This is a genomic window from Leucobacter chromiireducens (genome assembly GCF_051993095.1).
GTDB lineage: Bacteria > Actinomycetota > Actinomycetes > Actinomycetales > Microbacteriaceae > Leucobacter > Leucobacter chromiireducens.
Window position 1 is genome coordinate 2553880 of sequence record NZ_CP197024.1, and the last position, 26500, is coordinate 2580379.

Genomic DNA, 26500 nt, shown 5'->3' on the forward strand with positions numbered 1-26500 from the left:
GCGCCATGCGTCACCTCTGCTCTGCCGACCGCGCCGCCCGGCCGCTTCGAACGTTCCTCATGCTCGGCACGGCCCTCGCACTCAGCCTCAGTGTTGCCGGCTGTGCCCCCGAGCCCGTGGGCGAGGCAGGCCCGAGCCCGAGCGACACGTCCCCCGCTTCGGAGCCCGCACCCGAGCCCGCACCGCCTGCGTCCAGTGAGGATCCCGCGTTCGATCGCGCCGCGCACTCGCTCGACGACCCAGCCTCGATCTGGGTGGTGAGCAACAAGGCGCGGCCGCTCGCTCCCGTGGACTTCGCGCCGAGCGACCTCGTCATGCCTGAGGGGATCGAGAACGAGTTTTCACAGCCCCTCCGCGAGCCCGCGGCACGCGCCGTGGAGGCCCTGATCGCGGGCGCCGCGCAGGCGGGCCACGAGGTTCGCGTCATCAGCGCCTACCGCGACTACGCGACACAGGTGGCGCTCTATGACAACTATGTTGCGCGCGACGGTGCCGCCGCGGCAGACACGTACTCCGCGCGCCCCGGGCACTCCGAGCATCAGACCGGCCTCGTCGTTGACCTCGATGACCACGGTGCGTGCTACCTCGACGCGTGCTTCGGCGATACCCCAGCGGGAGCCTGGCTCGGTGAACACGCTGCGGACTACGGCTTCATCGTGCGGTACCCGGTTGGCAAGCCGGAAATCACCGGTTTCACCCCAGAGCCCTGGCACTTCAGGTACGTCGGCCCAGAGCTTGCCGCGGAGATGGAGCGTACGGGCACGACGACACTCGAGGAGTTCTTCGAGCTGCCAGCGGCACCCACCTACCTGAACTAGCGGCGCGGCTATCATCATCGAATGAGCAACGCACCCGACTCTTCGCAGTCCACAGTCCCGGCGAGCACCCGCGAGCACACCGCGGAGCGCGGAGGCGCGGAGGCCCGCATCATTCGGGTGAGCGCGGTGGTGCTGCGTGACGAGCTTGGGCGCGTGCTCAACGTCCGCAAGCGCGGCACGAGCGCGCTGATGCTCCCCGGCGGCAAGCACGAACCCGGTGAGGATCCCCGCGACACCGCAGTGCGCGAGTGCGCGGAAGAGCTGGACCTCGCACTGGATCGCGCTGCGCTGCGCCCTCTCGGTGTGTTCCGCACGGCAGCCGCAAACGAGCCTGGTCATCTCGTTGAGGCGACCGTATTCGAGCACCCACTGGTGCCCGAAGCGGCCACCGCGACGCCGCAGGCGGAGATCGCACAGCTCGAGTGGGTCGATCCAACCCTCGCTCGCGACGATCTCGCGCCGCTGAACACGGAGCTGGTGTTCCCTGCGCTACTCGCCGAGCAGGCGGCGGGAGCCGCGACGGCGGACCCCACGACGACCGAACCCTCAATATCGTGACCGAGCGCGAGGCGGACGAGGTGCGGCCCGAGCGCAGTCGTGCTCGACCGGGCCCGGTGTTCTTCATCGGCCGCGCGCTGCTCCGCCCGCTCCTCTGGATGCGCTACCGCCCCCGGGTCGCCGGCCGCACGCACATTCCCAAGGCCGGTCCGGTGCTGCTCGCGAGCAACCATCTCTCCGGCCTCGACACCGTACTGATCCCCACCACCTCGCGGCGCAAGGTGCAGTTCCTCGCCAAGGCGTCGCTTTTCGAGGGGCGGCTGGGCAGCTGGTTCTTCCGCGGCATCGGCGCGGTGCCCGTGCACCGCGAGGCGTCGAACGCGGCTCAGCTCGCACTCGAGGCAGGGCGCGAAGTGCTCGCCGCGGGCGAGGTGTTCGTCGTGTTTCCCGAGGGCAGCCGCTCCCGTGACGGTCGGCTCTACCGCGGGCGGGGCGGGGCGGCGTGGCTGGCACTTGAGACGGGTGCGACGGTCGTTCCCGTGGGGCTCGTCGGCACCAACCGCGCGCTGCGCAACCCCGACAGCTCCCGCCCGCCGCGGGTTGCGGTGCGCTACGGGGCTCCCGTGCCACTCGCAGATCTCGCAGAGCTTCCTGCCGGGCAGGCGAGGCGGGAGGCAACTGAACGCATCATGCGCGCGATCCAGCAGCTCACAGGACAGGCGCGCGCCGGCGTGTACGCACCCAGCGCGCCTGACGATGTTCGCTCGCGGCGCCCGAGCGTTCAGCCACGTTCGCAAGACCGCGTGACAGACTGAGAGTGATCTGCGATCTCGATCAGGATCGCAGCGTCCGAAGGGAGTCCCGATGAGCAACCCAGAGGCTGCGCCCGAGGAGACGCTCTGCGCCAACCGCGATGAGGCGGGTGCGGCGCAGCCACCCATGATCATCGAGCCCCGCGATGTTCCGCTCGGCGGCGTACGCGCCATGAACGTGCGGCGGACCCTCCCTCAGCGTGCACGGTCGTTTGTGGGGGCGTGGTGCTTCCTGGACCATTACGGCCCCGAAGACGTGTCGGTGTCGGGCGGCATGGACGTCGCCGCGCACCCTCACACGGGCCTGCAAACCGTCAGCTGGCTGTTCTCCGGCGAGATCGAGCACCGCGACAGCGCGGGGCACCACGCCTTCGTGCGCCCGGGCGAGCTGAATCTCATGACCGCGGGCCGCGGTATCAGCCACTCGGAGCGCTCCACGAAGACCACGACCGTGCTCCACGGTGCGCAGCTGTGGGTTGCGCTGCCGCAGGGTGCCGCCGACACCGACCCGGGCTTTGCGCACTATGAACCGCCCACCAAGCGCGGCCTCGGCTGGGCTGCGCAGGTGTTCCTCGGCGAGTTGCTTGGCGAGCGTTCCCCCGTTGCCACGTTCTCCCCGCTCGTGGGCGCTGAACTGCGGCTCGAGCCGGGCGCCGTGCTGCCGCTGCAGGTGCAGGCAGGGTTCGAGCACGCGGTGCTCGTTGACGCCGGCAGCGTCACGCTGATGCGTGGCAGCGGCGAGCATGCGCAGGAGCTCCCGATCGCCCCCACCGAACTCGGTTTTGCACCGCTCGGCGTCGAGACCATCTGCCTCACCGCAGGCCCTGACGGAGCACGCCTGCTCTTCATCGGGGGCGAACCGCTCAGTGAGCAGCTGATCATGTGGTGGAACTTCATGGGGCGCAGCCACGATGAGATTGCGCGGGCACGAGCCGACTGGCAGGCGCGAATCGCCGCCGCCGGAGTCGCCGACCCCGCCAACGACGCCCCCTCAGCAAGCCACCCCGGCTCGGCCCGCAACCACGCGGCGCCCGTCGACCCGCTGCGCTTCGCGCTGCCCGACGATGAGCCTGCGCCCCCGCTCCCGGCGCCACCGCTGCCCATCACGAAGCTCGTGCCGCGCCGGCAGTAGTTCTTATCCCCTCCCACCCACGACCGAAGGAGTTCCACATGAGCGACCAGATCCAGGTGATCCACGAGCCCGCAAAGCAGCGCTTTGCCGTGACCGTCGAGGGCGAGCTCGCCGGCTTTGCCGAGTACCGCAGCCGCGCGGGCGGCACGCGCCGCGACTTCATGCATACGGAGATCGACCCGGCATTCGGTGGCCGTGGGCTGGGCGGCACGCTGGTCTCCGCCGCGCTCGAGCAGACCCGCGCCGAGGGACTCATCATCATTCCGCGCTGCCCGTTTGTCGCCGCCTGGCTGCGCCGCCACCCGGACTTCGACGCAACGATCGAGTGGCCGGACGCCCCCTAACGTTTTCCCCCAGCCCTGGTGGGCGTGTTAGCGCGCGGCGAGCGCGTGCAGGATCGGTGTCTCGCCGTCGTTGAAGCGGATCGTGCGATGCGTCGTTCCGGCATCGGCGAGCGTTGCCGCGATGACCGCGGCGACGTTTGCGCGTGACACCGAACTCGACGCCTCGGCGCGCGCTTCGATGAGCCCGGTCCCCGCATCTGCAGTGAATGTGCTCGGCCCGAGAACAGTCCAGTCAAGGGCGGTGCTGCGGAGGTGCTCATCTGCTGCAGCCTTCGCCTCGGCGTACGCGTAGAACGAGTGGTCCTCGGGAACTCCGTGGTCTGGCGAAGACCCAAAGTACGACACCATGATGAATCGCGGTACCCCAGCGAGCGCCGACGCGGTCATCGTGCGAATTGCGGCGTCCTGATCCACGGCGCGCGTGCGCGCGGGGTTCCCGCCCCCGGCGCCGGCCGACCACACGACCGCGTCGTGCCCGATGATGAGCTCGGCGATCGCGTGCTCGTCGAGCGTCTCAACGTCAGCGACGTGCGGCGTCGCACCAGCGGCGATCACCGCCTCGGCCTGGTCTGCGGATCGGATGATTGCCGTGACCTGGTCGCCGCGTGCGGCCAGGAGCGGTTCGGTCAAGAGTGCGACGCGGCCGTGGCCGCCGAAGAGAATGATGCGTGCCATGCGGCCACCCTAGGCCTCAAGCCTGAAAGTCGCGAGGAAAATATAGTTGCCTCGGGCAACTATCGGGCGTAGAGTGCGAGGCATGGTGAACACGCCGCTCCGAGATGCCTACGATCCGGAGCTCTCGAAACCTGAGCCCACCCGGCGGCCGAGCACACGCGAGACCGGGGAGGTGCTCCTCGCACTCACCCGCCTCATCTCGCACTGGTCATCGCAGGAGATGCAGCGCAGCGTGGTCGGCGCATCGGGGATTACCCTCGACCCGGTTGCGGTGCGCGCGCTGTACCTGCTGGGCATCGCACAGGGGGAAACCACCCCGAGCAAGCTGGCAGACGACCTTCACCTCAGCCGCCCGTCCGCCTCGAAGCTCATCGCACGGCTCGAGAGCGTCGACCTCCTCGCCCGCAACGCGACACCGCACGACCGACGCTCGGTGTCGATCGGGCTTTCTCGGCGCGGACAAGAAATCTTCGAAAAGCTGTTCGGCGCCGGGGTCGCGATGATCACGGCGGCAACGCTTGATTGGGATGCCGAAGACCTCCGCACGTTCACCGCACTGCTTCCCCGCTTTGTGGCGGGGCTACTCGCAACACCACCACAGTGAAAGGAACACTCATGCCACGCATCTATGTTGTCACGGGAGCCGCTTCCGGAATCGGCAAGACCACCACGCAGTTGCTCCGGGAGGCCGGAAACACCGTGATCGGGGTCGACCTGAAGGGCGTCGAGGTATCCGGCGATCTGTCCACGCGTGAGGGTCGGATCGCTGCAGCAGAGGAGGCCACCCGCCTGGCGGGCGGCACCGTCGATGCGGTCATCGCGTGCGCGGGCCTCGCCATCCCGAAGGTGATCACCGCATCGGTGAACTACTTCGGCATGACCGAGTTCCTGGAGGCGATGCAGCCGGCGCTCACGCAGTCAGCTGCACCCCGCGTCGCACTCATCTCCTCAATGGCGTCATTGCAGCCGGTCGCACCACCACTCGTCGACGCGCTGCTCAGCGGCGACGAAGCCGCCGCCCGCGCGATCGCAGAGCAGCTCGAGGCCGATCCACAGACCGGCAACCTCATCTACTCATCCTCGAAGCAGGCGATCTCCCGCTGGGTGCGCCGCGAAGCCCCCACTGCTCGCTGGGCGGGCGCGGGCATCCCCGTGAACGCGGTTGGACCCGGCACGGTGATCACCCCAATGACCCAGGAGCTGCTCTCGAGCGAGGAAGGCCGACAGTTGGTGGACCGCTCCGTGCCGATGCCGCTGAACTCGCATCAGCCACCCGAGAGCATCGCCAACCTGCTGATCTGGCTCACCTCCGAGCAGAACACGCACTGCTGTGGCCAGACGATCTACTGCGACGGCGGCGCCGACGCAGTACTGCGTGGGGACGACATCTGGTCATGGAACGAGCAGGGCATCCGCGATACCTTCGCGAAGATCATGTCCTAATCCTCGGAACACACGACGCCGCGGGCGCGTGGTCGGGAGTCCCCGGCTACGCGCCCGCGGCGCATGGATGCCGCAGCGAGCCTGCGGCCTACTCGGCGTCGTGCGCCGCGAGCGCCGAGGCCGGCAGCCCGAACACACGGTCAAACGCCCAGGTGTAGACCACCGTGAACACGAGGAAGAAGACGAGCAGCCCGCCCTCGAGCAGGATCGCCTCCACGAAGCCCAGCCCGAGCATGAACATGACGAGCGGGATCGTGAAGAAGAGCACCCCGCCCTCGTACCCGATCGCGTGGAGCGCACGGGATCCCGCACCGCGACCCGTGGCGCCGGTGCGGCGCTCGATCGACTCAAAGATAGTGTTCCAGACGTAGTTCCAGATGGTCGCGGTCGTGGAGAGCAGCACCGCGGTGAGCGTGGACTGCCCGCCGCCGTGGCCGAGCAGCGAACTCAGCACCACGACGGTGAAGAGCACGCTGAGGCCCTCGTAGCCGGCCACGAAGGTGACACGACGGAGCACGGGGTGCGCCTGGAAGAAGCGCCGCGGGCGCTCAGCGGAGCCGCTTCCCACGACGCGGTTCGTCGCGGTATCGACGACCTCGGCGATCGTGTCTGCGACGGTGGACAGGGACGGCGCGAGCGCGCTTGAGGTGTGGCCGGTGGCGGTCACGGTATCACTCCAGAGAGACCTACTGTCCGCGGAGCGCCCCCTTTGGACACTCACGCTATGCGCGGATACAGTAGCTTAACAATCATTTTGCAACTGATTTCGTTGCAGATCGAGAGTATCACGACTTTTTCCGTTGTGCATCACGTCCCCCGCCAAGCGCCCCGCCGAGCAGCGCCGCGAGCGTGAGCACCAGGCCCACCACCTGCCCGCCAGAGAACTCGGCGCGCAGCACGAGCACGTCAATCGCCACCGCAACCACCGGCGAGAGGAGGCCCAAGAACGAGGCCGCGGCAATCGAGATTCGCCCGAGCCCGCCAAACCAGAGCGTGTACGAGATGAGCCCACCGAAGAGCGCCAGCCACAGGTAACCGCCCAGCGCGGGCGCATCAATCTGTGCGGGAACACCCTCGAACACCAGCGCGGGCACGAGGAGCATGAGCCCGCCTGCGGTCAGCTGCCAGCCCGTAAACGCCACGGCCCCCACTCCGGCGGGTCGCCCCCAGCGCCGGGCAAGAATCATGCCGAGCGCGAGCGAGACGGCGGTGCCGAGCGCCGCCAGGATCCCGATCGGATCGAGTCTCGCCTGCGGAGTCAGGGTGATGAGCGCCACCCCGATGACACCCAGGCCGCCGAAGGCCAGGCGCGCGGGCGCAACGGCTTCGCCGAGCATCACCCGCGCGAGCACCGAAACAATGATCGGCTGCAGCGCGCCCACCGTCGCCGCGACGCCACCGGGGAGCCGCTCTGCCGCAACAAACAGAAGCGGGAAGAACACCCCGATAAACAGCGCGCCGAGCACCAGCGACCGCCACCACCAGCGCCCCCGCGGCAGCACGCGCGTCGCCGCGAGCACCACGAGGCCCGCGGGAAGCGCCCGCACGAGCGACGCGAAGAGCGGGTGCCCCGTCGGCAGGAACTCGGTGGTGACAAAGTAGGTGGTGCCCCAGATCATTGGCGCAAGCGCCGTGAGTGCGGTCGCCGCGCCGCTCCCCCGCGCGGCACGAGTGGGCGCGGCAGTCATGCTCACGCGAGCACCGCTGCCCGAGCGTGGACGGTCACGTGCGCGAAGAAACGCTCGACCCAGAGGCTCAGGAACTCGCGCGTACCCGCATCGGCGATGCGCCCCGCGCTATCGAGCATGTCGTCGCGCCAGCGGAGGTACACCTCCGGCTGCGCGAGCGTCGGGGCGTCGAGAAACGCGAGACCGGCGCGCAATTGCTGCTGCGCCAGTGCGGTGCCAATCGTGCCGGGCGAGGCCCCGACGATGCCCACCGGAAGCCCCGCAAAGACATTCTCCCCCCACGGGCGCGAGCCCCACTCAAGCGCGTTCTTCAGCGCAGCCGGGAGCGCACGGTTGTACTCCGGTGTCGCGATGATGAGCCCGTCGAGGCCGCGCACGAGTTCCTTGTACGCGACCGCAACCTCGGGATGCCCAGTATCCGCGTCGCGGCCATACAGCGGCAGCGTCGAGATGGCGATGGGCACGATCTCAGCGCGCTCACCGATGATGTGGCCGAGCGCCCCGAGCAGGGCCGTGTTGATCGAATCGCTCGCGATGCTGCCACTCAGCACTCCGATACGCATGGGTCTCCGTTTCCGCCCCAGCATCTCCGGGACAGTCCCATCTTCGGCGCCACCAGACCCATGAGTCCAACACATGATTGACATGAGATCAATCGTGATTCACGATTGATCCGTGGAACTTCAACAGCTCAGGTACGTCGTGGCGGTTGCCGAGACGAAACACTTCACGCGCGCGGCCGAGCAGTGCCACGTCGTGCAGTCCGCGCTCAGCCATCAGGTTGCCGCGCTCGAGCGCGAGCTCGGCTACCCCCTGTTCGCGCGGACGAGCCGCAAAGTGGCGCTCACCCCCGCGGGCGAGGCGTTTCTGCCACACGCTCGCGCCGCACTCGACGCGGCCGCACGAGCGGCTGCGGCGGGCGCGGCAGCCACCGGGGACATCCGCGGCACGCTGACCATTGGCACGATCCCCACGACGGGAACCGTCGACGTGCCTGCGGCACTCGCGCATTTTCGCGCGCGCCACCCGGGCGTGCGAATCACCCTCCGCACGCACCACAGCGATCGACTCCTCGAGCACGTGCGCGCAGGCCGCATCGACGTGGCGGTGCTCGGCCTGCCGGATCCCCAGCTGCCGGAGGAGGTGGGTGCGAGGCTCCTTGGAGACGAGGCCCTCGTGGGTGCGGTGAACCGCAGCCACCCGCTTGCGGGGCGGAAGCGAGTCTCGCTCGCCCAACTCGCGGCGGAGCCATTCGTCGATTTTCCCGCCGGCTCCCCCGCGCGCGAGCAGAGCGATCGAGCCTTTGCGCGCGCGGGAATCGAGCGCGAGGTGCAGTTCGAGAGCAGCGCGTTTGATTCGTCGCTCCGGCTGATCGAAGCGGGGCTCGCCGTGGGCCTACTCCCCACGATCGTGGCGCAGCGAGAGGCACACCGGCTCGCAACCTTCGCCGTGACGCCCGCACCGCGTCGACACGAGGTGCTCATTTGGGACGCGTTCAACCCGACCCCCGCGGCCGAGCGCTTCCGTGAGATTCTGCTCGCGCAGCTGGCCTCGGGCGCCGCGGCTAGCTGAGCTGCAGCGTCGTGATGCAGGTCGGGTCGTTCGCCCCCGTGCGCACGGTTTGCACGCCGGTATCGCCGTCGGCGGTGATCTCGATCGTGAACTCACCATCGCGCGGCAGCCACACCCCGGCGAAGCCATTGTCTTCGGTCGTACGCGCCTCGTCAACGATCACGTCTCCGCTCGCGGCGTCCGTGATGCGCAGCTGAATGTCCGCGTTCTGCATCTCCCCCAGGCACGAGGTGGGCACGTGGAACGTGCACGGATGCGTCTGGGCACGATACGGCGCGACCGAGAGGTAGAACTGATCGCCCGCAACGGGAAGCACGAGTTCGCCCGGCTGCTCAGGCTGCACCTTCACCTCCGTGGGCATCACCTGCGCCACGAAATCCGCAGGGCGCTCGGCCACCGGCAACGCCTCCAGGCCCTCCACGAGCGCGACGGGGTCGCTCGCATCGATACCCAGCTCAGCGAGCACGGCGGCGGCGCCAGCTTCCTCGGCCGAGACCTCACCGGAGGTGGCCGGCTGCTCCGCGGCACCGGCCGCTGAGCAGCCGGCCAGCAGCACGATTGCGGCAATCGCCGAGCCAACAAGAGCGGGGCGCACGCGCGCGACTGAGATACCCATACCCCGTATCGTGTCAGTTCTCGCTGAGTGCGCCCTGCGTATCCGACGCCACCGCCCGGCCGCCTCCCACGCCCACAATTGCGGCGACCCGCTCGGTCCCGTAGCGATCCGGAGCCACGCGCCTCATCCCCGCAAGGCCGATCCCCAGGAGCACCGCGCGATCCGCTTCGGCCTCCGTGAGACCGGGATCCGCGCCGCGAAGCGCGTCAGTGAGCTCGGCGACCGTGCCAGCAAAGACGCCCGCGAACTCGGGCACACGGAGCGCGTGCGCCCACGCGTCTGCCCAGAGCCAGAGCTCGGCCGCTCGCGTCTCGTCCAGGTGGTTTGCGAAGAACTCGGCAACTGCGCCACCTCCGGGCTCGGCGACCGCGGCTGTGAACTCCGCAAGGTTCTCGGCGACGTAGTGCCGCCAGGCGAGCCCGGTGAGCTCGGTGACCGAGGTGAAGTGCTGATGCACGAGCCCGGGCGACCCGCCCACCGCCTGCGCGACCGAACGGGCAGACACAGCCGCGAAACCATCCGCGCGAATCACCTCGAGCGCAGCACCAATCATCGCCTCGCGACGCGCTTCTCGGGGCAGGTAGGCCATCGTTCCTCGTTTCCTGAGTGGACGGATCCAGACTAGCGAGCTAATCTGTACGACTGTACAAATTGAACCGAATGGAGGATCTTGTGCCCCCGCACACCCTGAGCGAGCTGCGCGCCGCGCTCGGCAATATCGACGAATCCACGAGGCGCACCGTGCGCATGACGAGACACCCCCTGCGCCCAGCATGGGGTGAGCGCGACTACATTGGCTGGCGCGACCCCAGCGCGCCCCAGCGTGGCTACCTCTTCACCGCGCACGGCGGAGCCCTCCGTGGCATCATGCTCACCACCACACGCACGCGCACCGCGGCGGGCCGCGCGGTGATGTGTGAGCTGTGCCGGATCCCGCGCCGCTTCGAGCAGGTGTCCCTCTTTGTTGCGCCGACCGCCCTCGCGGAGCGGCGCATGTCGACGCTCGGCACGTACCTGTGCGTGGATCTCGACTGCAATGCCCGCGTCAACGCGCTGCGCCCACTCACGCCGCTCGACCCGCCGGCCGACGAGCTCGTTGCCGCGCACCGCGCGGAGCTCGCCGGCCGGGCAGCGGGCTTCGTCGACGAGGTGCTCGCGCTGGGCGCGGGGCACGCGTCCCCACACCAGCGCAGCGGGGCACGCGAGACCCGCTCGGCAGGTGAGTCCGGCTCGGCCCGCTAGGGACGCTCGGCCTGCGCGCGGCGGGAGGCGCGCGTTGCCGCGAGCGCGGTCGCGATTCCGAGCGCGGTGAGCGCAGTGAGCCCGAAGGCAAGCCAACGGGCAGAGCTGAGCGGCCCATCCCCCAGCGCGATGAGGTTCCCAGCGAGGGCCGAGGTGAGCGTGAAGGCGATCAGCTGCGTGGTGCTCACGGCGGCGGCCGCCTTCGCACCCTCGCGCTCGTCGCTACTGCTCATCATCGCGGCCACCGAGAGGTGCGGGAACGCGAGGCCGATGCCCGCACCGGCGATGAACAGCGCGAGCGCCCACGCGAGCACAATCGGGATTCCGGGCTCGGCAATTTGCAGCAGGCCATACGTGCAGAGGCCACCCGTGAGAAGCCACGGCGCCACGCGAATCAGTGTCGGCACGCGCGCTGACCCCGCCCCGACGCTGAACAGCTGCGAGGCGACCCAGCCGAGCGAGAGCGCACCGCCGAGCAGCCCGGCCCCGAGCGGCGTGAGCCCGCCGATCTGCTGCGCGAAGAGCGGCACGAAGTTCTCCACCATGACGCCTGCGCAGAGCGCGGCAACCGTGAGGTACACCCATTTCAGCGACCCGCCCCGCGCGTAGGCAAGGCGGGGCAGCACGCCGTTTGCGTGGCGCGAGTCGAGCAGCAGGAACGCCACGAGCAAGAACAACCCACCGCCAATCGCCACCACAACAAGCGGACCGCCGAGGCGCGAGCTGAGACTCAGCGCTGCCGCGGCGGCCGCGAGCGTCGCGATGGGCACGAGCGGCACGGGAGCCGGGCGGTGCGGCTCGCCGCTCGGGTCGGCACCCAGCAGCGAGGCAGGAAGTGCCCGCACGGCGACCGGCAGGAGCGCGAGCGCCAGGACCGCGAGCGTGCCGAGTGCGGCCCGCCACGCAGCGAACTCCGCGAACGCCCCGCCAAGCACGGGGCCGACAAGCGTCCCGACGCCGAACATCGCAGAGATGAGTCCGGTCGCCCGCGTCCACAGCGCCGGCGGCAGCGCGCCACGGATCACCGCGTAGCCGAGCCCGGTGAGGAGCCCCGCCCCGGATCCCTGGATCGCACGGCCGAGCACGAACTGCTCCATTCCCGCGGAGAGCGCGCTCACGCCGGTGCCGAGCGCGAACAGCGCGAACGCGAGCGCATAGGCGCGGGCGGGGCCAGCCCCGGCAAGCAACCGGCTGACCAGCATGGTCGCGACCACCGCGGTGATGAGGTAGGCGGTGGCGGCCCACGCGAAGTACTCGGCACCGCCAATATCGGCCACGACCGTGGGGAGGAGCGCTGCGGTGAAGTAGAGATTCATTGCGTAGAGCCCCACGCCACTCGCCAACACCGTCACGGCGGGCGCGTGCGCGCGACTGAACAGGTCGCGCCAGCTGCCGGCGCGCGGAGCCGGACGCGGCTCGGGGTGCGGCGGTTCGGGGGAAGAAGTCTGGTTGGTTTCAGTCACACCGAGTACCCTAAAACTTCAAGTTCACTTGAAGTCAAGGAGCACGATGCGCACGAGCCCGAAGGATCTTCTCACCGTCGGCGAGGTCGCCACCCGCGCGGGCATTGCCCCGAGCGCGGTGCGGTACTACGAGGCGCAGGGACTCATCAGCTCGGTGCGCACGGCAGGGAACCAGCGCCGCTACCCGCGCTACGTGCTCCGCCGGATCGGGATCATCCTCGCCTCGCGCCGCTTCGGTGTGCCGCTCAGTGAAGTCGCGGAGGTGTTCGCGGATCTGCCCCACGACCGGATGCCCGGGAAACAGGATTGGCGGCGCATCTCTGAAGCGTGGCGCGACCGGCTCGAGGAGCGCCGTCGCGAGCTCGAACTCCTCGAAGCCGAGCTCACGGGGTGCATCGGGTGCGGGTGCCTCTCACTAAACACCTGCATCGCGCTCAACCCCGGCGACCGACTGGCCGCCGAGGGACCGGGACCGCGGCGCATCGGCCACGATCCCGATCCCGAGTAGACCGCCGGAAATGCGGTGCGCCTAGCGGGAGGCCAACAGCGACTCGTCCCCCTCCGCACGCGCCGGCGACGTCGCGCCCGCGCCCCCGAGAATCTCTCGCGTCACCACCTCCGGGCGCAGGTCGAGCCTGCGCAGCAGCTGCGCGTTGAGCGCAACCACGATGGTCGAAAGCGACATCAGGATCGCGCCGACCGACATCGGCAGCACGAAGCCGATGGGTGCGAGCACGCCCGCAGCGAGCGGCACTGAAATGAGGTTGTACCCGGCCGCCCACCACAGGTTCTGCTGCATCTTGCGGTAGGCCGCCTGCGACAGGCGGATCACCGACAGCACGGAACGAGGATCGTCACTCGCGAGAATGACCCCTGCGGAAGCAATCGCCACGTCGGTGCCCGCGCCGATCGCGAGCCCCACGTCTGCCTGCGCGAGCGCGGGTGCATCGTTCACCCCGTCGCCCACCATCGCGACGCGGCGCCCCTCGGCCTGCAGCTCCTGCACCTTGGCCGCCTTGTCCTCCGGACGGACGCCGGCGAACACGCGGTCAATCCCGAGGTCGGCCGCGACGGCGTGTGCCACCGCGGGTGCGTCACCCGTGATCATCACCACACTGACGCCAAGCTTATGGAGCGCGGCAACCGCGTCCCGCGACTCGGAACGAATCTCGTCGCTCAGCGAGAGCGCGCCAATCACCGCACCGTCACGCAGCACGTGCAGGATGATCGCGCCGCGCTCGCGCCACGGCTCGACCGCGGCGAGTTCCTCGGCGCCCTCCTCGGACAGGAGGTACGGCCCACCCACGCGAATGCGAGCACCGTCGACCGTTGCGGTGACCCCCACCGCCGGGGAGGAGGAGAACTCGGAGGAGACGGGAACCGTGAGTCCCCGATCCCGCGCCGCTCGAACAATCGCCTTTGCGAGCGGGTGCTCGCTCTCCGACTCCGCCGCTGCGGCGAGCGCGAGCACCGCGTCCGCGTCGAGCCCACCGTTCGCGTCGGCGAGCGCAACCTCCGAAACCGTAGGCTCACCCTTCGTGAGTGTGCCGGTCTTGTCGAAGAGCACCGCGTCAACCACGCGCATGCTCTCGAGCGCCAGGCGATCCTTCACGAGCACGCCGCCGCGAGCGGCCCGCTCCGTCGCGATGGACACCACGAGCGGGATCGCGAGGCCCAGCGCGTGGGGGCACGCGATCACGAGGACCGTGATGGTGCGCACGACCGCCTCGTCAGGCATGCCGAAGAGCGTCCATGCGATCGCAGTGATCACCGCGGCGCCGAGCGCGAACCAGAACAACCACCCGGCGGCGGTGTCCGCAAGCCGCTGTGCACGCGAGGAGGAGTTCTGGGCGTCGCTCACGAGGCGCTGAATGCCAGCGAGCGCGGTGTCGTCGCCCGTTGCGGTGACCTCGACGCGCAGGCCGGAGTCGGTGGCCACGGTGCCAGCGGTGACGTAATCCCCCGGCTCACGGGTGACCGTGCGTGATTCGCCGGTCACCATCGACTCGTCCATTGCGGCGCGACCCTCAACGACCCGACCATCAGCGGGCACGCTTGCGCCCGGCCGCACGACGACCAGGTCACCCACCCGGAGGTCCGCTGGGGCAACGACGACGATCTCGCCGTGCTCCACGCGCTCTGCAGTGTCGGGCAGGAGCGCCGCGAGCGAATCAAGCGCGGAGGTGGTCTGCGCGAGCGAGCGCATCTCCACCCAGTGCCCCAGCAGCATGATGACGATGAGGAGCGCCAGCTCCCACCAGAAGTCGAGCTGGTGGTCGAGGATCCCCAGGCTGGATCCCCAGGAAGCGAGGAAGGCGACCGTGATGGCGAGGCCGATCAGCAGCATCATGCCGGGTTTGCGCGCACGGATCTCGTCGACTGCGCCGACAAGGAAGGGGCGGCCACCCCACACGTACATGACCGTGCCGAGAATCGGCGACACCCAGGCGAGCCAGGGCCAACTCGGCAGCTCGTAGCCGAGGATCATGGCAAACATGCCCGAGAGGGCTGCCGTGGGAACGGCCAACACGAGCATGATCCAGAAGAGGCGGCGGTACTGTGCGACGTGGTCGCCGTGCCCGGCGTGGCCCCCGTGACCGCCGTGCGCGTCGTGCCCCGCGTGCGCATCGTGTCCAGCGTGCTCATCGTGTCCGGCGTGCTCGTCATGCCCCGCGTGGGCGTCGTGCCCGGCATGCTCGTCATGCCCGGCATGCGGATCGTGCCCGGCATGCATGGTGTGCCCTGCGTGCGGGTCTGGCGTGGGCGATTGGGTGTCGGTCATCTTCGTCCCCTTTCCGTCGCACCAGTCACAACCGGTCGACGTCACCTGCAACCATATACCCCTATGGGGTATTCCGCATTCGAGCATATGAGTTTCGTTGTGCGCAATTCTGCCCCGCGGGGCGCGGTGCCGTCCACCCTCCCCTGTGCCTCAGCTCGGATATGGTTATGGACACCCCGCCCCCTTCCCAGGAGGATCTGTGAGTCACCCATCGCCGCGCAAGCGCGCCCTCAACGTCGCCGGAATCCTCGTCGGCATCGCCGTGATTGTTGTGGTGATCTGGCTCGACGTCGCGACCGGCATCTGGCAGGAGCTCGTCGTGCTCTCGGGTCTCGCTGCCGGGCTCGTGACCTCGCTCTTCACCGTGCTGGTCGTGGACAAGGTGGTTGCGCGCTCGACCGCACGCCGCTGGGCCCCGGTCACCCGCCTTGCGCTCACCGAGTTCCTCCACGACCTGGCCGACGACGATGAGAGCGAGATCGCACGCGGGCACGTGGTGCCCCGCTCAATCCGCGGGCTGGATCCCGATCTCGACATCACCGGCTGGGGCACGGAGCTGAGCGCGCTGCGCGATCAGGTGGTCACGGAGCGCAAGATCCTCTCACGGGCCCTCAGCCAGTGGGTGGAGTTTCTCGCGGCGAGCGCGGACACCGCTGACATCCTCCGCAGCGTTGCGGATATCGCCCTGCAACTCGACCGCGTGCGGGACCACGCGCTCGACCTCGAGCTCACCCCCACCGCCGCGGGCCGCGCGAAGCTCACTGCCGAGATCGAGGCGTGCAACGCGCACTTCACCGCCCTCGTCACCGAGCTGGAAGACCAGATCGCGGCGACCGACGCGGATGTCGAGCGCGCGGAACGCGACTGACGGGCTGATCCCAGCCGCCGAGGCAACGCCTGTGCCACACTGTGGGCCATGCGCATTCTGATTGTCGGCGCGAGCCGCGGCCTCGGTAGAGCACTCTTCGACGGCCTGAACGCCGATGGCCACGAAGTGTGGGGTGTGGCGCGCAGCCTCCCCGCAGAGGCGAGCTCGCCCACACGCTGGATCGCCGCCGACTTCGCCGACCCTCGTCAGGCGGCAGACGATGTTGCGGCTGGTGCTCCGGCTGAGCTCGACGTGGTGATCTACAACCTAGGGATCTGGGAGCCCGCCGCATTCAGCGACGCCTACGAGTTCGCGGCGGAGCGCGACGAGACTACGCTGGGGCTGCTCGCGGCGAACGTGGCCGGGCCGCTGCTGGTGCTGCAGCGGCTCCTCCCCCGACTATTGGCGGCAGGGCACCCACGCGTCATCCTCACCGGGTCGACCTCGGGCCTGCCCCGCAGCGGGCGCCCGGAGCTCGCTTTCGGTGCGTCGAAGACCGCCCTCAACGGCATCGCCGATGCACTGCGCGAGAGCTACCGCGCGGAGCATCTCGCGGTCACCACCCTGCAACTCGGCAACCTCAACACCGACGACGCGCTTGAGGTGCCGCGCGACGAGGCCGCAACGCGGGGCGCGGGCACCCTCATCCCCGTGCACGACGTGCTGGCAATGGTACGCAGCCTGCTCGGCCTCTCCGATGCGTCATTCGTGCGCGAACTTGTCCTCCCCGCGATCCTGGATGACCGCTTCTAGATTCGCGGGTACGCTGGCTGTCACTGGGGCGCCGTCGCCGCACCGCGGCCACAGCGCGCACGGAGGAGGGGTCCATGCAGCGTGAACGAGTCATCATTGCCGGAGCATCGGGGTTGATCGGTGGTGCGCTCAGCACCGCACTCCGAGCCGACGGAGTTGCCGTCGAGCGGCTCGTGAGGCGCGCTCCCCGCTCTTCAGACGAGACGGAGTGGCGGCCCGGGGACGCCCCACTCGATCCTTCGCGGCTCCGCGGCGCTACTGCGATCGTCAACCTGTGCGGTGCGAGCATCGGGCGGCTGCCGTGGACGCCTCGGTACCAGCGCCAGCTTCGCGACTCTCGGCTGGGCCCCGCCCGCACAATCGCGGCGGCCGCGAGGCAGCTCGGCGACGAGGCTCCCCTCATAGTGTCTGCCTCGGCGGTGGGGTTCTACGGAGACCGGCCGGGCGAGCAGCTCACGGAGATGAGCGGCGCAGGCACCACCTACCTTGCCGGGCTCACGGTGGAGTGGGAGCGCGCGGCGCGCGAGGCCGGCGACACCGTGCCGCTCGCGTTCATTCGAACGGCGCCGGTACTGCACCCCGAGGGCGTTCTCAAGCCAATGATCACGCTGACGCGCTTCGGCCTCGGCGGACCACTCGGAAGCGGCCACCAGATCTGGCCGTGGATCTCACTCACCGACGAGGTGCGCGCGATCCGCCACATCATCGAGCACCGCCTCACCGGCCCCGTGAACTTGGCGGGTCCACAGCCCGCGAGCGCGAACGAGATCGGCCGGGCTCTGGCGCGCGAGCTGCACCGACCGTTTCTCGTGCCCGCGCCGCGGTGGGCACTCCGCTTCGGGCTCGGCCGCGCCGCGGCGGACTCACTGCTGCTCTCTGACGCGAACGTTGCGCCGACCGCCCTGCTCGCGTCCGGCTTCACGTTCACCTCAGAAACCGCGGAGGATGCCGTTCAGCGTTCCCTCTCGGAGCCCACGGGCGCCACCCCACGCGCCTGATCGTAGGCGGCAAGTGCGCGTGCACGGCTCGAACGGAGATCCACCAGCTCCGGCAGGAGGAGACTCTCGGGTGCCCACCGCGAAACGTACTCGCCGCTCGGATCGAAACGCTGCTGCTGCGTCAGCGGGTTGAAGATGCGAAAGTACGGAGCCGCGTCGGCCCCGCAGCCGGCCACCCACTGCCAGTTGAACGGGTTGCTCGCCGCGTCCGCATCGACGAGCGTGTCCCAGAACCACGCCTCCCCCAGGCGCCAATCGATGAGCAGGTTCTTCGTCAGGAAGGATGCCGTCACCATGCGCGCCCGGTTGTGCATGAAGCCCGTCTCCCATAGCTCACGCATCCCCGCATCGACGAGCGGGAAGCCGGTCTCACCTCGCTGCCACGCGAGGAGCTCTGCGCCGGGCTCCCGCTCCCACGGGAACGCATCAAACTGCGGGTTGAGCCCCCGCTCATGGAGGTCAGGGGACGCGAACGCGGTGTGCCAGGCAAACTCGCGCCAGCCGAGCTCGGAGAGAAACATCCCCGCGTCCACCCCGGCGGCGAGCGCCCGGTGCCAGACAGTGCGGGGGCTCAGCTCGCCCCAGCGCAAATACGGTGACAGCTCTGATCCCGATCCCGCGTCTGGGAAGTCGCGCTCTGCGGCGTACCGGCGTGCCCGCTCGCCCAGGAAGCGCTCGAGCTGCGCCTCCCCTGCGGCCTCACCGGGGGTCCAGCGTGCGGCAAGTCCGCCCGCCCAATCGGGCGTTGTGGGGAGCAGGCCCCACGCTCCCAGCGCATCGCTGCGCGGTTGCACACTGGCCGGGATCAGCGTCGCCGGTGCGGGGATCGGCGCAGCGGGCGGCGAGTTCGAGAGGCAGGCGCGCCAGAACGCGGAGTACACCCGGTAGCCCGTGCCTTGCGCCGTGACCACGGATCCCGGCTCAAAGAGCACGCCACCCGTGAATGAGTGAGCCGCGATCCCCTTCTCCCGCAGCGTCAGCTTGAGCGCTGCATCGCCCGCTCGCTCGGCCCCGTATCGCCGGTTCCACAGCACCCGGGCCGCGCCGCTCTCTGCGGCGAGCGCGGGAATCTCTCGCGCAGCCGGTCCGCGCCGCAGCACGAGCGGCACGCCGAACTCGGCGAGGCGATCGCCGAGCGCCGCAAGAGAGTGGTGCAGCCACCACTTGGCCGCCCCGCCGAGGGGTCGCGCACCCGGGGATTCCTCGTCGAGCACGTAGGCCACCACAACGCCCGCGGGGTCCTCGGCGGCCGCGGCAAGCGCGGGATGATCGGCGATGCGCAGGTCGTCGCGCAGCCAGACGAGCGTGGTCATCGCTCGGCGCCCGGCTCCGCGCGGCCGCGCCGCACCGCACGCGTGCCCCGATCGAGGGCCCAGAGCGAACCGGCAAGTGTGGCCACGCCCAGCACAAGCGGCAGCCAGGAGGCGAGGCCCGGCAGCAGGTCGGTCGCAAGCACGATCGCCCCGAGCAACACGACCATCAGCAGCGCGGGCAGGAGCATCGCCTGGCGTGCGCGTTGCACCTCACCATGGTTCAGCGTCCCACCGGCGTAGAGAACGCGCAGGTAGCGCACGAACGCCACGCCCACGACGATGAGCCAGAGCGCTGCCGGCCACATTCCCCAGTGCGACATTGAAACCTCCCTGCGCTCAACAGTACTTTGCGTACGTGACCGAGCGGTCGCGCTCGGCAAAACCAAGCCGTTCGTACATGCCGAGCGCGCCGCTCGGGTTCGCTGCGTCAACGTCGAGCACTGCGCTGCCGAGCCCGGCGGCGCGGTAGGCGTGAAGCACCTCGGCAATGAGCACCGAGGAGAGCCTATGACCCCGCCAGTCGCGCACCACTCCGACCGTGCTCAGGTAGCCGAACGGACCGCCACGGAGCGCGAACTCGGCTCGCTTCACCTCGCTGAGCGCGAGGCCCACCACCCGATGCGGGTCGCGCAGCGTGCCCCGCCCCGCGACGGCCAGGCGCGAGAGCGCCGGTGAGAACTCAGCAAGCGCTCCCTCGTCCTCCCATTCCCGACGAGTGATCGGGTGGAATCCAAAGTGGTCACGGAACGCATCATTCACCGCGGCGCGCGTGCGCTCCGAGTAGCGGTCCGAAAACGGGATGAGGCGCACACCCTCGGGCGCTTCACGGCGAGGCAGCTCTCCCTCGAGCGTGCGTTCAAGTTCGTACCACCAGCGCACCGGCCCGAATCCGCTTCCCTGCGCGAGTGCCGCAAGCCCGGGGTGTGCCACACGGCCGCCGAGACTCAGCATGGCGGGGAGCGCGCTTGCCGATTCTGCAAGCAGCTGACGTCCGCGGGCCTCCTGCCAGGCGAGGAGCGCGCGCCCCACGCCACGGCGGCGGAGCGCGGGGTGCACCATCCCCTCAAGCGACACCTCGAGCAATTCCCCACCCGTCTCCGCTGCGGGCTCAGCATCGGGCAGCCGAGCCTCCCCGTAGGCAACCGCGCGGCGCGAGGCATCGAAGGCGATCATCGTGTCTCGCACCGGGTCAAACCGCGCTCCCCGGAGGCTCAGCGCGATGTGTTCCTCAGTGACCGCCGCCCGGGGATGGTCGAGCAGCCCACAGACCCGGCTGAGTTCGGCGAGCTGCGGCACATCTCCTTCCGTGACCGGTCGCCACCGCAGCGGCCCCTCCAGCACCTGACCCGGGAGCGCGGGCAGCCGGTCGGGGGCGAGCGCACGAGTGCGGATTGGGATCCCGCTCGCCGCGAACGCCCGCGCGTAGAGCTCACGCACCACGATCGCCTTCTTCGCGTTGTACTCCATGGGCCGCGCAGCTCCCGCGGCTGCGGCGACACGCTTCGCGGCCGCGTACCGCTCGCGCTCGGCGGGGTGCCTTCGCAGCCAATCACGGAAGAGGCGGTGTCGAGCGACCTCTGCAGAATTTGGCCCGTACACGTGCAGGTTCACTCGGGGAGACGCGAGCCGCAGCATGCGGTGTTCCTCGAACTCCGGTTCGCGCACGCGCAGCGTATAGCCCAGAGCTTCGAGCGCGGGCACGTAGTCGGACTCATTGTCCGGGTCCGGGACCGTGAGATCGATATCGATCACGTCCTTAGCCGCGAGGCCGGGGACGGCGGTGGAGCCGACGTGTTCAAGCTCCACGGCCCCTGCGCCGAGCGCTCCGGAGATGTCGCGGGCGAGTACCTCGTAGCGGTCAGCCCAGAGCGGGGAGAACGACACGATCTCAATCGACTCCGGCTCGCTCGGACCGCCCACCCAGGGATCCTGCGCGGGTTGCCCATCGCGAAAGTCAGCGATTCCTGCGGGGAACGAGCTGTGCACTGTGCGCCTCCGTTTGGTTCGGTGGGAGCTTAGATCCTCCCGACACATCAACAAAGTATCTAGAATTAAACGACCGTGTCAATTGTGATAGATTGGCAATCACCTCACCCCGCACCACACGAAAGGGCCCACATGTCCGACACTCGCACTCCCACCGTGCTCACGATGACGCCCGGCACCAAGGCGGTCGTGTGGCTGTTCTGCGTGGGCGCAGGAGTGCTCCTCGGATTCGTCCTGCCCTGGCTCCTGCAGTACGTAGCCAGCTGGCCCCTGCCCTACCTCGACGTGCTCAAGTTCCTCGCCTCATTTGATGCCCCGGCTATGGTGTTCGGCCGCCCCGCAGTGTTGGGCGCCGTGGGTCTCGTGATCGCCCTCGTCATCACACACGAGAGCGCCACTCTCACCATCAGTGACGAGCGCATCATCGTGCAGACGGGGGATGACGCTCGCACCATCGCCCGCGAACTCGTCGGCGGGGTGTACCGCACCGGCGGCAAGGTGCGGATCGAGTCGGAAGCGGGCCGAGTCCTGTTCCACGACGACGTCGAGGGCGGCCGCACCGCAATCGCCGCCGCCTTCACACGCCACGGATACCCGTGGGAGGGAACGTCGCTCCCCCACCGAGGGGATGCCGCTCACGCGCCTGCGTCGCGCGCCAACGCTCCGGAGGCCGCGGCGTGATCACGGATCAGGATCAGGATCAGGATCAGGATCAGGATCAGGATCGCCCGGCCCCGCACGCAATTGCCGTGTCAGCACGCACGGTGATCGAGGGCTGCTTCTCACCGGCCGGCACCGCCGAGCTTGCCACGGTGTACGACCTCGGGTTTGCAGTCGGCCTCTCCGAACAGACCGTTCGGCTCACTATCCGGCGCATGCAGGCTGCGGGTGAGCTCCGTCAGATCGGACGCGGCCGGGCCGGCACGCTCGAGCGCACCGTCAGCGGCGCCGAACGCGTGCGGCTCGAGGCGCGGCTCCTCGCGTTCGCGTTCGCCCACGACACGGGAAGCGCCCCGTGGGATGGGCTGTGGCGCATCCACGCTTTCACGGTGCCCGAGGCACGACGTGCCGACCGAGACGCACTGCGCGGCGCACTCACCATGCTGGGTGCAGCGCTGCTCGTCCCTGGCGTGTACGTTTCTCCGCACGAGCTGCGACCAGAACTCGAACACATGGTCACCCCCGAGCTCGTGACCGAGTTCCTCATGACCGCAACGAGCGCAGCCCTCGAGGTGCCGGGCTGCGCAGACGCACGGGCGATCGCCGAGCGGCTCTGGCCGGCGGCACCGACAGTAGCCGCCTACGCCGAGCTCGAGGCTGTGCTCGCCTCGCCGGGCCCGGGCACGGACCGCCCGATCGATATCGCCGCGCGCGCACTCACTCTCGCCGAGGGATTGGATCGCGCGCTCGCGCAAGACCCGCTGCTTCCGCCTGAACTACGCACGGCGCCCTGGCCGCCGGTCGCGGCGCGCGCCGCGTTTCTGGGCGAGTGGCAGGCACTCGAGTCCCGGGCGCCCGACTTCCCTGTGTTCGCGGCGTACGACACCGAGTAGATCTCCCCCCGCAGCGCGCGGCACGCGGCACGCGGGTCAGGGAAGGCGGATCATCCGCGCGATCCCGACAATCACCGAAGCCACCATGCCAATTCCGGCCACCGCGACAAGCCAACCGAAGTTCAGATTCGCGACGGTGCTGAGCGGAATTCCGGCGAAGAGCACCGAAGAACACAACAGCACGCCGACCATCATCTGCTCGCCATTGCGATACTGCTCCTGCGCGTTCGATTCGGTGATGACCGCGAGGTAGTTGAACCAGGCGGGGTGGCGCGACACCCACGCCACGCCGAGAATCACTGCAGCACCAATGCCGAGCACCAGAAAGATGCTCGACCTCGGGCCCCAGCCATCGGCCTGCCCGGTAATCCCAAAGTGCACGGGAATCTCCTCGGGCAAATGAGGGTAGCTCACGAGCGTCGCCACGATCGTGGCGGCCATGATGCCGACCGCCACCCAACGCAACGTTCGCGTGACGGGCCCGGTCGTGTACGTGCGCGCGGGTCGCGCCAGCGATCCGCCCACCGTGATGGGGCCGGTCTCGGGACTCTGCTCGGGGCTCGCGTCGCTCATCCCCTCCACCGTAGCAAGTCGCTTCAGAAGGCTGCAGTCTCCTCCGTCACCCCGCGTCACCCCGCGTCTCCGCAGGCTGCGGTTCGCTAGGGTGAACAGCATGAGCGGGATGGAACGGCGCTATCGCACGGACGAGTTCGAAATGGCGTTCACCGACACCCCTGGGCCCGCAGGCCAAACCTTTGTGCTCATCCACGGGATCGGCATGGGACGCGTCACATTCGCCGGAGTGGCAGAGGAACTCGCGGGCCACTGGCGCGTGCTTGCGGTCGATCTCCCCGGATTCGGGGACTCCCCTGAGCCGGGCAGCGAGACAACCCTGGAGGAGACCGGCGAGCGGGTCGCGCAATTCATCCGGGCGGAGGCTCCCGGCCGAGTGATCCTGGTGGGGCACTCGATGGGCACGCAGATCGTCGCCGAAGTCGCGCTCCACCATCCGGATCTCGTGGCCGGCCTCGTGCTGATCGCCCCGACGGTGAACCGGCACGAGCGCACCGCGGTACGGCAGTCTCTGCGGATGCTGCAGGACCTCGCAGGCGAGACCCCAAAAGTCATCTTTACCGGGCTCTGGGAGTACCTCCACACCAGCCCCCGCTGGTTCATCGCGAAACTGCGCTTCATGTTGCACCACCGCCTCGAACTCATTTGCCCGCGGCTCACCACCCCCACGCTCGTGCTGCGCGGGGAGACGGACCGTGTCTGCCCGCGAGGCTGGGTGCGTGAGGTAGCCGACGCAATCCCTCACTCACGCATGGACGAGATCGATGGGCGTGGACACGAGGCCATCATCAAGAGCCCCCAGCCCGTCGCGTCGCTGGTCCTTGAGTTCAGTGCACCGCTTCACTAGCGGTACTTTTCCATCCTCTCAGGAAACATTTTCCCAGTTCGGGAGCGACTTTCGAGCGGGATCGATCCCAAGCTGAAAATTCGCCGATCGGCCAGTTTCGTGCCGCTGGCTACTGTTCACGGGTAATCATCTGATGAATCGCTCCGCTCTCCGCCGGGTGGTTCACGCCCGAGAGAAAGCCTGTTCCCGTGCTCACTGCCGTCCGCAATGTCGCCGCCGAAACCCTCGGCACGTTCTTGTTCGTGTTTGCCATCATCACCGCGATCGCGAATGCCGGGGCGCTCACTCCGTTTGCGGTGGGCCTCGCCCTGATGGTGCTGGTCTACGCATTTGGTCATATCTCGGGCGGACACTTCAACCCCGCCGTGTCGCTCGGCGCCGTGGTGCGTGGCGCACTCGGCCTCCGCGACTTCGCGTTCTACGTACTGGGCCAGGCGATCGGAGCCGCGCTCGCGGTCGCACTGGCGGCGCTCGTTGTTCCACGCGCAACCGCAGCAGTCGAAGTCGAACTGCTGCCCGCCTTCATCGCTGAGCTTGTGGTGACGTTCACGCTGGTGACGGTGGTGCTCAACGTAGCGACCTCGCGCGACCATCCGAACAATTCCTTTTACGGCCTCGCGATCGGCGGCACGGTGCTCGTCGGCGCGCTCGCAGTCGGGCCGGTGAGCGGGGGCGGGTTCAACCCGGCGGTCGCGCTCGGACTCGCGCTCAACGGCACCTTCGCCTGGTCGAACTTCTGGCTATACCTGCTCGCGCCGCTGCTCGGTGGCCTGCTCGCGGGGCTCGTGTTCCGAGCACTCAATCCGGAGGACCGCATCACCCAGGAGGCGTAGCCCTGGACGCCTCCGCTCCTCACGCACGTCAGCTGCGCGCTCACGGTCTGCGGGTCACCGCAGGCCGTGAGGCTACGCTCGCGTTTCTCGCCGCGCACCCGCACAGCTCGGCGGCGGACATTCATCGCGGCCTGTCTGCCCATCTTCCGTCCCTCACCCCGCAGTCGGTGCACAACATCGTGCAAGACCTCGCCGGGGCGGGCATCCTGCAGCGCATCAGCCCGCCCGCATCGAACGCCGCGCTCTACGAGATTGCCGACGAGCACGCCCACCACCACGTGCAGTGCGTGCGCTGCGGCCGCGTGGTGGACGTGCCGGCTTCAGAGCACACTGGCCACGTCCAGTCCGCAGATAGTGCTCACGGGACGGGCATGACCATCATCGGGGTCGAGGTGACCTACCTCGGGGTGTGCGCTTCGTGCAGCACGCCGTAGCAGCACGCCGTAGCAGCACGCCACTCCCACTCCCGCTCCCGCGTCCCTCCCCGGATCCGGGTCAGTTCGGCAGGGTGTCGTGAGTCTCAATCCGCCGACACCGTGCCCAACTGACCCCGATCCGGGGGGGGCAGTTCAGGAACTGCCCCACGACCCCAGGCGGAACGCCTCAGAGCATCTCCCACGCCAGCGCAAGGTAGTCAGCCACGCGCTTCTCAGAAATGTCGGTGACGTGCGTGAGTCGCACGTGCTTCCGGCCCGATCCTCCGCCCGCACCCACGAGGTGCCCGTGCGGGTTTGCAAGGTGTGCTGCGCCGTTGATCTCCACGCTTACGTGTTTCTTATACGCGTAGATCCCGGCGAACGGTACCCCATCGCGCAGGTAGTGCAGGCCGCCATACTTAAACATTTCTTCCGCACTCGGGAACGTGGAGCGGACCATGTCACGCAGCCCTGTGACGACAGAAAAACGCTCGTCCCCGTCTTCTTCAAGACTCACCAAGAACCTGTCAATTCGATCATCCATGCTGGGGCTCTTGCTCAGTAGCTCGTTTCTGAGGGAATCACTTCGGGGACGCCGTCCAAAACCTGCAATGCCTGGGCATCCTCGAGGAGCGTCAGCGAAAAATTCTCACCGAACTGCTCAACGATCCGCGCGATCAGTTCGGCCGGATACGGAGGCAGCTTTCCGTCCGCGTGCTGAATAATCACGGACTCGAAGAAAGCTAGCCCAGCATCACCTTCAAGGTCCGGCGCAAGTGAGCGGTTGTCCATGAGCTCCACTGGCGTGACTGACTCCCCAGCAACGATCGCTCCTGCACTGCAGCCGATGTACGGCAACCCCGCGTGCACGCGTTCGGAAAGCACCTCAGCGGCGCCGCTCGAACGCAGAGCGTCGAGCAACAGGAATGTCTCGCCACTCGCAACGTACACTGCGTCTGCGCGGTCAAGCACCGAGGCGAACCCTTCGGGTGCCATGCCTCTCACGCGCACGTCGATGAGCTGGTAGCCGAATTCAGCGATACCAGCACGTTCCGATGCAGCGAACGGCATACCGTACGCAGCATCGTCAATATAGGCAATGCGCAGTTCGCTCGGCGCCAGGCTTGTGCTCCGTTCCAAAAACTGCGGAACAGCCCCTGGATCGAGCGAGAGCAAGAGAAGATTCATGCTTTCTAAGCTAACCCAGAGGCAAGACATTCGAGCGGTGCACACCGATTCTCGAAAGCGAGACACCCCGTCGGCAAACTTTGCTGC

At 68.7% G+C, this 26500-nt stretch carries 32 protein-coding genes; 18 read left to right on the forward strand and 14 right to left on the reverse strand.

The window, feature by feature from the left end:
• The first annotated feature begins 59 nt into the window (after positions 1–59).
• From ACR81A_RS11555 to ACR81A_RS11575, 5 genes are read left to right on the forward strand one after another with little or no spacing between them, the layout of a single operon-like run.
• Entirely contained in the window at positions 60–818 is a 759-nt protein-coding gene (locus ACR81A_RS11555; protein ID WP_440313147.1) for a M15 family metallopeptidase, read from the forward strand.
• Positions 819–839: 21 nt separating this feature from the next.
• Positions 840–1376 (forward strand): NUDIX hydrolase, encoded by a 537-nt coding sequence (locus ACR81A_RS11560; RefSeq protein ID WP_440311875.1) that lies wholly within the window; start codon positions 840–842, stop codon positions 1374–1376.
• Positions 1373–2131, forward strand: a complete 759-nt coding sequence (locus ACR81A_RS11565; protein ID WP_440311876.1) for a lysophospholipid acyltransferase family protein — start codon at positions 1373–1375, stop codon at positions 2129–2131. The genes ACR81A_RS11560 and ACR81A_RS11565 overlap by 4 nt, the downstream gene beginning before the upstream one ends.
• 49 nt (positions 2132–2180) lie before the next feature.
• Positions 2181–3260: a pirin family protein gene (locus ACR81A_RS11570; protein ID WP_440311877.1), complete on the forward strand. Its 1080-nt coding sequence runs from the start codon at positions 2181–2183 to the stop codon at positions 3258–3260.
• 5 nt (positions 3261–3265) lie between these two features.
• Positions 3266–3604 carry a GNAT family N-acetyltransferase gene (locus ACR81A_RS11575; RefSeq protein WP_337248912.1) on the forward strand — a complete coding sequence of 113 codons (339 nt, stop codon included), beginning with the start codon at positions 3266–3268 and terminating at the stop codon, positions 3602–3604.
• 27 nt (positions 3605–3631) lie between these two features.
• Here the strand turns inward: ACR81A_RS11575 and ACR81A_RS11580 are convergent, their stop codons facing one another.
• Complete coding sequence (locus ACR81A_RS11580) at positions 3632–4279, reverse strand: NAD(P)H-binding protein (protein WP_440311878.1); 648 nt, start codon at positions 4277–4279, stop codon at positions 3632–3634.
• A gap of 82 nt (positions 4280–4361) precedes the next feature.
• Here ACR81A_RS11580 and ACR81A_RS11585 point away from each other — a divergent pair, with 82 nt between their 5' ends.
• Both ACR81A_RS11585 and ACR81A_RS11590 read left to right on the forward strand, forming a co-directional pair.
• On the forward strand, positions 4362–4883 hold the full coding sequence (locus ACR81A_RS11585) for a MarR family winged helix-turn-helix transcriptional regulator (RefSeq protein WP_440311879.1): 522 nt from the start codon (positions 4362–4364) through the stop codon (positions 4881–4883).
• An 11-nt stretch (positions 4884–4894) separates the two neighbouring features.
• Complete coding sequence (locus ACR81A_RS11590; protein WP_202380977.1) at positions 4895–5722, forward strand: SDR family oxidoreductase; 828 nt, start codon at positions 4895–4897, stop codon at positions 5720–5722.
• Positions 5723–5810: 88 nt separating this feature from the next.
• Here ACR81A_RS11590 and ACR81A_RS11595 read toward each other — a convergent pair whose 3' ends face one another.
• From ACR81A_RS11595 to ACR81A_RS11605, 3 genes are all read right to left on the reverse strand, one after another.
• Positions 5811–6389, reverse strand: coding sequence for a PACE efflux transporter (locus ACR81A_RS11595; RefSeq protein WP_440311880.1), 579 nt, complete (start codon positions 6387–6389; stop codon positions 5811–5813).
• A gap of 118 nt (positions 6390–6507) precedes the next feature.
• Positions 6508–7410 (reverse strand): EamA family transporter, encoded by a 903-nt coding sequence (locus ACR81A_RS11600; protein WP_440313148.1) that lies wholly within the window; start codon positions 7408–7410, stop codon positions 6508–6510.
• A 2-nt stretch (positions 7411–7412) separates the two neighbouring features.
• Positions 7413–7973, reverse strand: coding sequence for an NADPH-dependent FMN reductase (locus tag ACR81A_RS11605; RefSeq protein WP_440311881.1), 561 nt, complete (start codon positions 7971–7973; stop codon positions 7413–7415).
• A 112-nt stretch (positions 7974–8085) separates the two neighbouring features.
• Between ACR81A_RS11605 and ACR81A_RS11610 the strand changes: the two genes are divergently transcribed.
• Positions 8086–8982, forward strand: a complete 897-nt coding sequence (locus ACR81A_RS11610; protein ID WP_440311882.1) for a LysR family transcriptional regulator — start codon at positions 8086–8088, stop codon at positions 8980–8982.
• Here the strand turns inward: ACR81A_RS11610 and ACR81A_RS11615 are convergent.
• Both ACR81A_RS11615 and ACR81A_RS11620 read right to left on the reverse strand, forming a co-directional pair.
• Entirely contained in the window at positions 8975–9598 is a 624-nt protein-coding gene (locus tag ACR81A_RS11615) for a CueP family metal-binding protein (protein ID WP_202380973.1), read from the reverse strand. The genes ACR81A_RS11610 and ACR81A_RS11615 overlap by 8 nt on opposite strands.
• Positions 9599–9611: 13 nt before the next feature.
• Positions 9612–10187, reverse strand: coding sequence for a TetR family transcriptional regulator (locus ACR81A_RS11620; RefSeq protein ID WP_202380972.1), 576 nt, complete (start codon positions 10185–10187; stop codon positions 9612–9614).
• An 83-nt stretch (positions 10188–10270) separates the two neighbouring features.
• Here ACR81A_RS11620 and ACR81A_RS11625 point away from each other — a divergent pair, with 83 nt between their 5' ends.
• Positions 10271–10840 (forward strand): FBP domain-containing protein, encoded by a 570-nt coding sequence (locus tag ACR81A_RS11625; protein ID WP_202380971.1) that lies wholly within the window; start codon positions 10271–10273, stop codon positions 10838–10840.
• On the opposite strand, the gene ACR81A_RS11630 is transcribed toward ACR81A_RS11625, so the two are convergent.
• Positions 10837–12303, reverse strand: a complete 1467-nt coding sequence (locus ACR81A_RS11630; protein ID WP_440311883.1) for an MFS transporter — start codon at positions 12301–12303, stop codon at positions 10837–10839. The two genes, ACR81A_RS11625 and ACR81A_RS11630, sit on opposite strands and share 4 nt — an antisense overlap.
• 46 nt (positions 12304–12349) lie before the next feature.
• Between ACR81A_RS11630 and soxR the strand changes: the two genes are divergently transcribed.
• Positions 12350–12811 carry a redox-sensitive transcriptional activator SoxR gene (gene soxR / locus ACR81A_RS11635; protein ID WP_202380969.1) on the forward strand — a complete coding sequence of 154 codons (462 nt, stop codon included), beginning with the start codon at positions 12350–12352 and terminating at the stop codon, positions 12809–12811.
• Between the two features lie 21 nt (positions 12812–12832).
• Here the strand turns inward: soxR and ACR81A_RS11640 are convergent, their stop codons facing one another.
• A complete protein-coding gene (locus ACR81A_RS11640; RefSeq protein ID WP_420029079.1) occupies positions 12833–15085 on the reverse strand; it encodes a heavy metal translocating P-type ATPase in 2253 nt (750 codons plus the stop codon).
• A 199-nt stretch (positions 15086–15284) separates the two neighbouring features.
• Here ACR81A_RS11640 and ACR81A_RS11645 point away from each other — a divergent pair, with 199 nt between their 5' ends.
• From ACR81A_RS11645 to ACR81A_RS11655, 3 genes are all read left to right on the forward strand, one after another.
• On the forward strand, positions 15285–15953 hold the full coding sequence (locus ACR81A_RS11645; RefSeq protein WP_237462209.1) for a hypothetical protein: 669 nt from the start codon (positions 15285–15287) through the stop codon (positions 15951–15953).
• Between the two features lie 48 nt (positions 15954–16001).
• Complete coding sequence (locus ACR81A_RS11650; RefSeq protein WP_202380968.1) at positions 16002–16706, forward strand: SDR family oxidoreductase; 705 nt, start codon at positions 16002–16004, stop codon at positions 16704–16706.
• Between the two features lie 74 nt (positions 16707–16780).
• Complete coding sequence (locus ACR81A_RS11655; RefSeq protein WP_440311884.1) at positions 16781–17704, forward strand: TIGR01777 family oxidoreductase; 924 nt, start codon at positions 16781–16783, stop codon at positions 17702–17704.
• Here the strand turns inward: ACR81A_RS11655 and ACR81A_RS11660 are convergent.
• The 3 genes from ACR81A_RS11660 to ACR81A_RS11670 are packed head-to-tail and all read right to left on the reverse strand — an operon-like array spanning position 17659 to position 21003.
• Entirely contained in the window at positions 17659–19017 is a 1359-nt protein-coding gene (locus ACR81A_RS11660; protein WP_202380966.1) for a cryptochrome/photolyase family protein, read from the reverse strand. The two genes, ACR81A_RS11655 and ACR81A_RS11660, sit on opposite strands and share 46 nt — an antisense overlap.
• Positions 19014–19337 carry a hypothetical protein gene (locus ACR81A_RS11665; RefSeq protein ID WP_202380965.1) on the reverse strand — a complete coding sequence of 108 codons (324 nt, stop codon included), beginning with the start codon at positions 19335–19337 and terminating at the stop codon, positions 19014–19016. The genes ACR81A_RS11660 and ACR81A_RS11665 overlap by 4 nt, the downstream gene beginning before the upstream one ends.
• 16 nt (positions 19338–19353) lie before the next feature.
• Positions 19354–21003, reverse strand: coding sequence for a GNAT family N-acetyltransferase (locus ACR81A_RS11670; RefSeq protein ID WP_440311885.1), 1650 nt, complete (start codon positions 21001–21003; stop codon positions 19354–19356).
• A gap of 132 nt (positions 21004–21135) precedes the next feature.
• On the opposite strand from ACR81A_RS11670, the gene ACR81A_RS11675 reads away from it, so the two are divergent.
• Both ACR81A_RS11675 and ACR81A_RS11680 read left to right on the forward strand, forming a co-directional pair.
• Positions 21136–21684: a YqeB family protein gene (locus ACR81A_RS11675; protein ID WP_202380963.1), complete on the forward strand. Its 549-nt coding sequence runs from the start codon at positions 21136–21138 to the stop codon at positions 21682–21684.
• A complete protein-coding gene (locus ACR81A_RS11680) occupies positions 21681–22556 on the forward strand; it encodes a PaaX family transcriptional regulator (protein WP_440311886.1) in 876 nt (291 codons plus the stop codon). The genes ACR81A_RS11675 and ACR81A_RS11680 overlap by 4 nt, the downstream gene beginning before the upstream one ends.
• Positions 22557–22592: 36 nt before the next feature.
• Here ACR81A_RS11680 and ACR81A_RS11685 read toward each other — a convergent pair whose 3' ends face one another.
• Positions 22593–23129, reverse strand: a complete 537-nt coding sequence (locus ACR81A_RS11685; RefSeq protein ID WP_440311887.1) for a DUF1648 domain-containing protein — start codon at positions 23127–23129, stop codon at positions 22593–22595.
• A 100-nt stretch (positions 23130–23229) separates the two neighbouring features.
• Here ACR81A_RS11685 and ACR81A_RS11690 point away from each other — a divergent pair, with 100 nt between their 5' ends.
• The 3 genes from ACR81A_RS11690 to ACR81A_RS11700 all read left to right on the forward strand — a co-directional run bounded on the left by ACR81A_RS11690 (position 23230) and on the right by ACR81A_RS11700 (position 25243).
• Positions 23230–23976, forward strand: a complete 747-nt coding sequence (locus ACR81A_RS11690) for an alpha/beta fold hydrolase (RefSeq protein ID WP_440311888.1) — start codon at positions 23230–23232, stop codon at positions 23974–23976.
• Positions 23977–24164: 188 nt separating this feature from the next.
• Positions 24165–24809 carry an aquaporin gene (locus ACR81A_RS11695; RefSeq protein ID WP_440311889.1) on the forward strand — a complete coding sequence of 215 codons (645 nt, stop codon included), beginning with the start codon at positions 24165–24167 and terminating at the stop codon, positions 24807–24809.
• 47 nt (positions 24810–24856) lie between these two features.
• Positions 24857–25243 (forward strand): Fur family transcriptional regulator, encoded by a 387-nt coding sequence (locus ACR81A_RS11700; protein ID WP_440313149.1) that lies wholly within the window; start codon positions 24857–24859, stop codon positions 25241–25243.
• Positions 25244–25412: 169 nt separating this feature from the next.
• Here ACR81A_RS11700 and ACR81A_RS11705 read toward each other — a convergent pair whose 3' ends face one another.
• Complete coding sequence (locus ACR81A_RS11705; protein ID WP_202380958.1) at positions 25413–25769, reverse strand: DUF1801 domain-containing protein; 357 nt, start codon at positions 25767–25769, stop codon at positions 25413–25415.
• Positions 25770–25783: 14 nt separating this feature from the next.
• Entirely contained in the window at positions 25784–26413 is a 630-nt protein-coding gene (locus ACR81A_RS11710) for a Type 1 glutamine amidotransferase-like domain-containing protein (RefSeq protein ID WP_440311890.1), read from the reverse strand.
• Between the last annotated feature and the right edge of the window lie 87 nt (positions 26414–26500).

Bases quoted from the DNA above. Each gene is read 5' to 3' on its own strand.
- ACR81A_RS11650 (WP_202380968.1), top strand. From the start codon at position 16,002: ATGCGCATTCTGATTGTCGGCGCGAGCCGCGGCCTCGGTAGAGCACTC.
- ACR81A_RS11640 (WP_420029079.1), bottom strand. From the start codon at position 15,085: ATGACCGACACCCAATCGCCCACGCCAGACCCGCACGCAGGGCACACC.
- ACR81A_RS11710 (WP_440311890.1), bottom strand. From the start codon at position 26,413: ATGAATCTTCTCTTGCTCTCGCTCGATCCAGGGGCTGTTCCGCAGTTT.
- ACR81A_RS11660 (WP_202380966.1), bottom strand. From the start codon at position 19,017: ATGACCACGCTCGTCTGGCTGCGCGACGACCTGCGCATCGCCGATCAT.
- ACR81A_RS11605 (WP_440311881.1), bottom strand. From the start codon at position 7,973: ATGCGTATCGGAGTGCTGAGTGGCAGCATCGCGAGCGATTCGATCAAC.
- ACR81A_RS11615 (WP_202380973.1), bottom strand. From the start codon at position 9,598: ATGGGTATCTCAGTCGCGCGCGTGCGCCCCGCTCTTGTTGGCTCGGCG.
- ACR81A_RS11590 (WP_202380977.1), top strand. From the start codon at position 4,895: ATGCCACGCATCTATGTTGTCACGGGAGCCGCTTCCGGAATCGGCAAG.
- ACR81A_RS11580 (WP_440311878.1), bottom strand. From the start codon at position 4,279: ATGGCACGCATCATTCTCTTCGGCGGCCACGGCCGCGTCGCACTCTTG.
- ACR81A_RS11665 (WP_202380965.1), bottom strand. From the start codon at position 19,337: ATGTCGCACTGGGGAATGTGGCCGGCAGCGCTCTGGCTCATCGTCGTG.
- ACR81A_RS11555 (WP_440313147.1), top strand. From the start codon at position 60: ATGCTCGGCACGGCCCTCGCACTCAGCCTCAGTGTTGCCGGCTGTGCC.
- soxR (WP_202380969.1), top strand. From the start codon at position 12,350: ATGCGCACGAGCCCGAAGGATCTTCTCACCGTCGGCGAGGTCGCCACC.
- ACR81A_RS11675 (WP_202380963.1), top strand. From the start codon at position 21,136: ATGTCCGACACTCGCACTCCCACCGTGCTCACGATGACGCCCGGCACC.
- ACR81A_RS11560 (WP_440311875.1), top strand. From the start codon at position 840: ATGAGCAACGCACCCGACTCTTCGCAGTCCACAGTCCCGGCGAGCACC.
- ACR81A_RS11600 (WP_440313148.1), bottom strand. From the start codon at position 7,410: ATGACTGCCGCGCCCACTCGTGCCGCGCGGGGGAGCGGCGCGGCGACC.
- ACR81A_RS11690 (WP_440311888.1), top strand. From the start codon at position 23,230: ATGAGCGGGATGGAACGGCGCTATCGCACGGACGAGTTCGAAATGGCG.
- ACR81A_RS11620 (WP_202380972.1), bottom strand. From the start codon at position 10,187: ATGGCCTACCTGCCCCGAGAAGCGCGTCGCGAGGCGATGATTGGTGCT.
- ACR81A_RS11570 (WP_440311877.1), top strand. From the start codon at position 2,181: ATGAGCAACCCAGAGGCTGCGCCCGAGGAGACGCTCTGCGCCAACCGC.
- ACR81A_RS11685 (WP_440311887.1), bottom strand. From the start codon at position 23,129: ATGAGCGACGCGAGCCCCGAGCAGAGTCCCGAGACCGGCCCCATCACG.
- ACR81A_RS11705 (WP_202380958.1), bottom strand. From the start codon at position 25,769: ATGGATGATCGAATTGACAGGTTCTTGGTGAGTCTTGAAGAAGACGGG.
- ACR81A_RS11655 (WP_440311884.1), top strand. From the start codon at position 16,781: ATGCAGCGTGAACGAGTCATCATTGCCGGAGCATCGGGGTTGATCGGT.
- ACR81A_RS11585 (WP_440311879.1), top strand. From the start codon at position 4,362: ATGGTGAACACGCCGCTCCGAGATGCCTACGATCCGGAGCTCTCGAAA.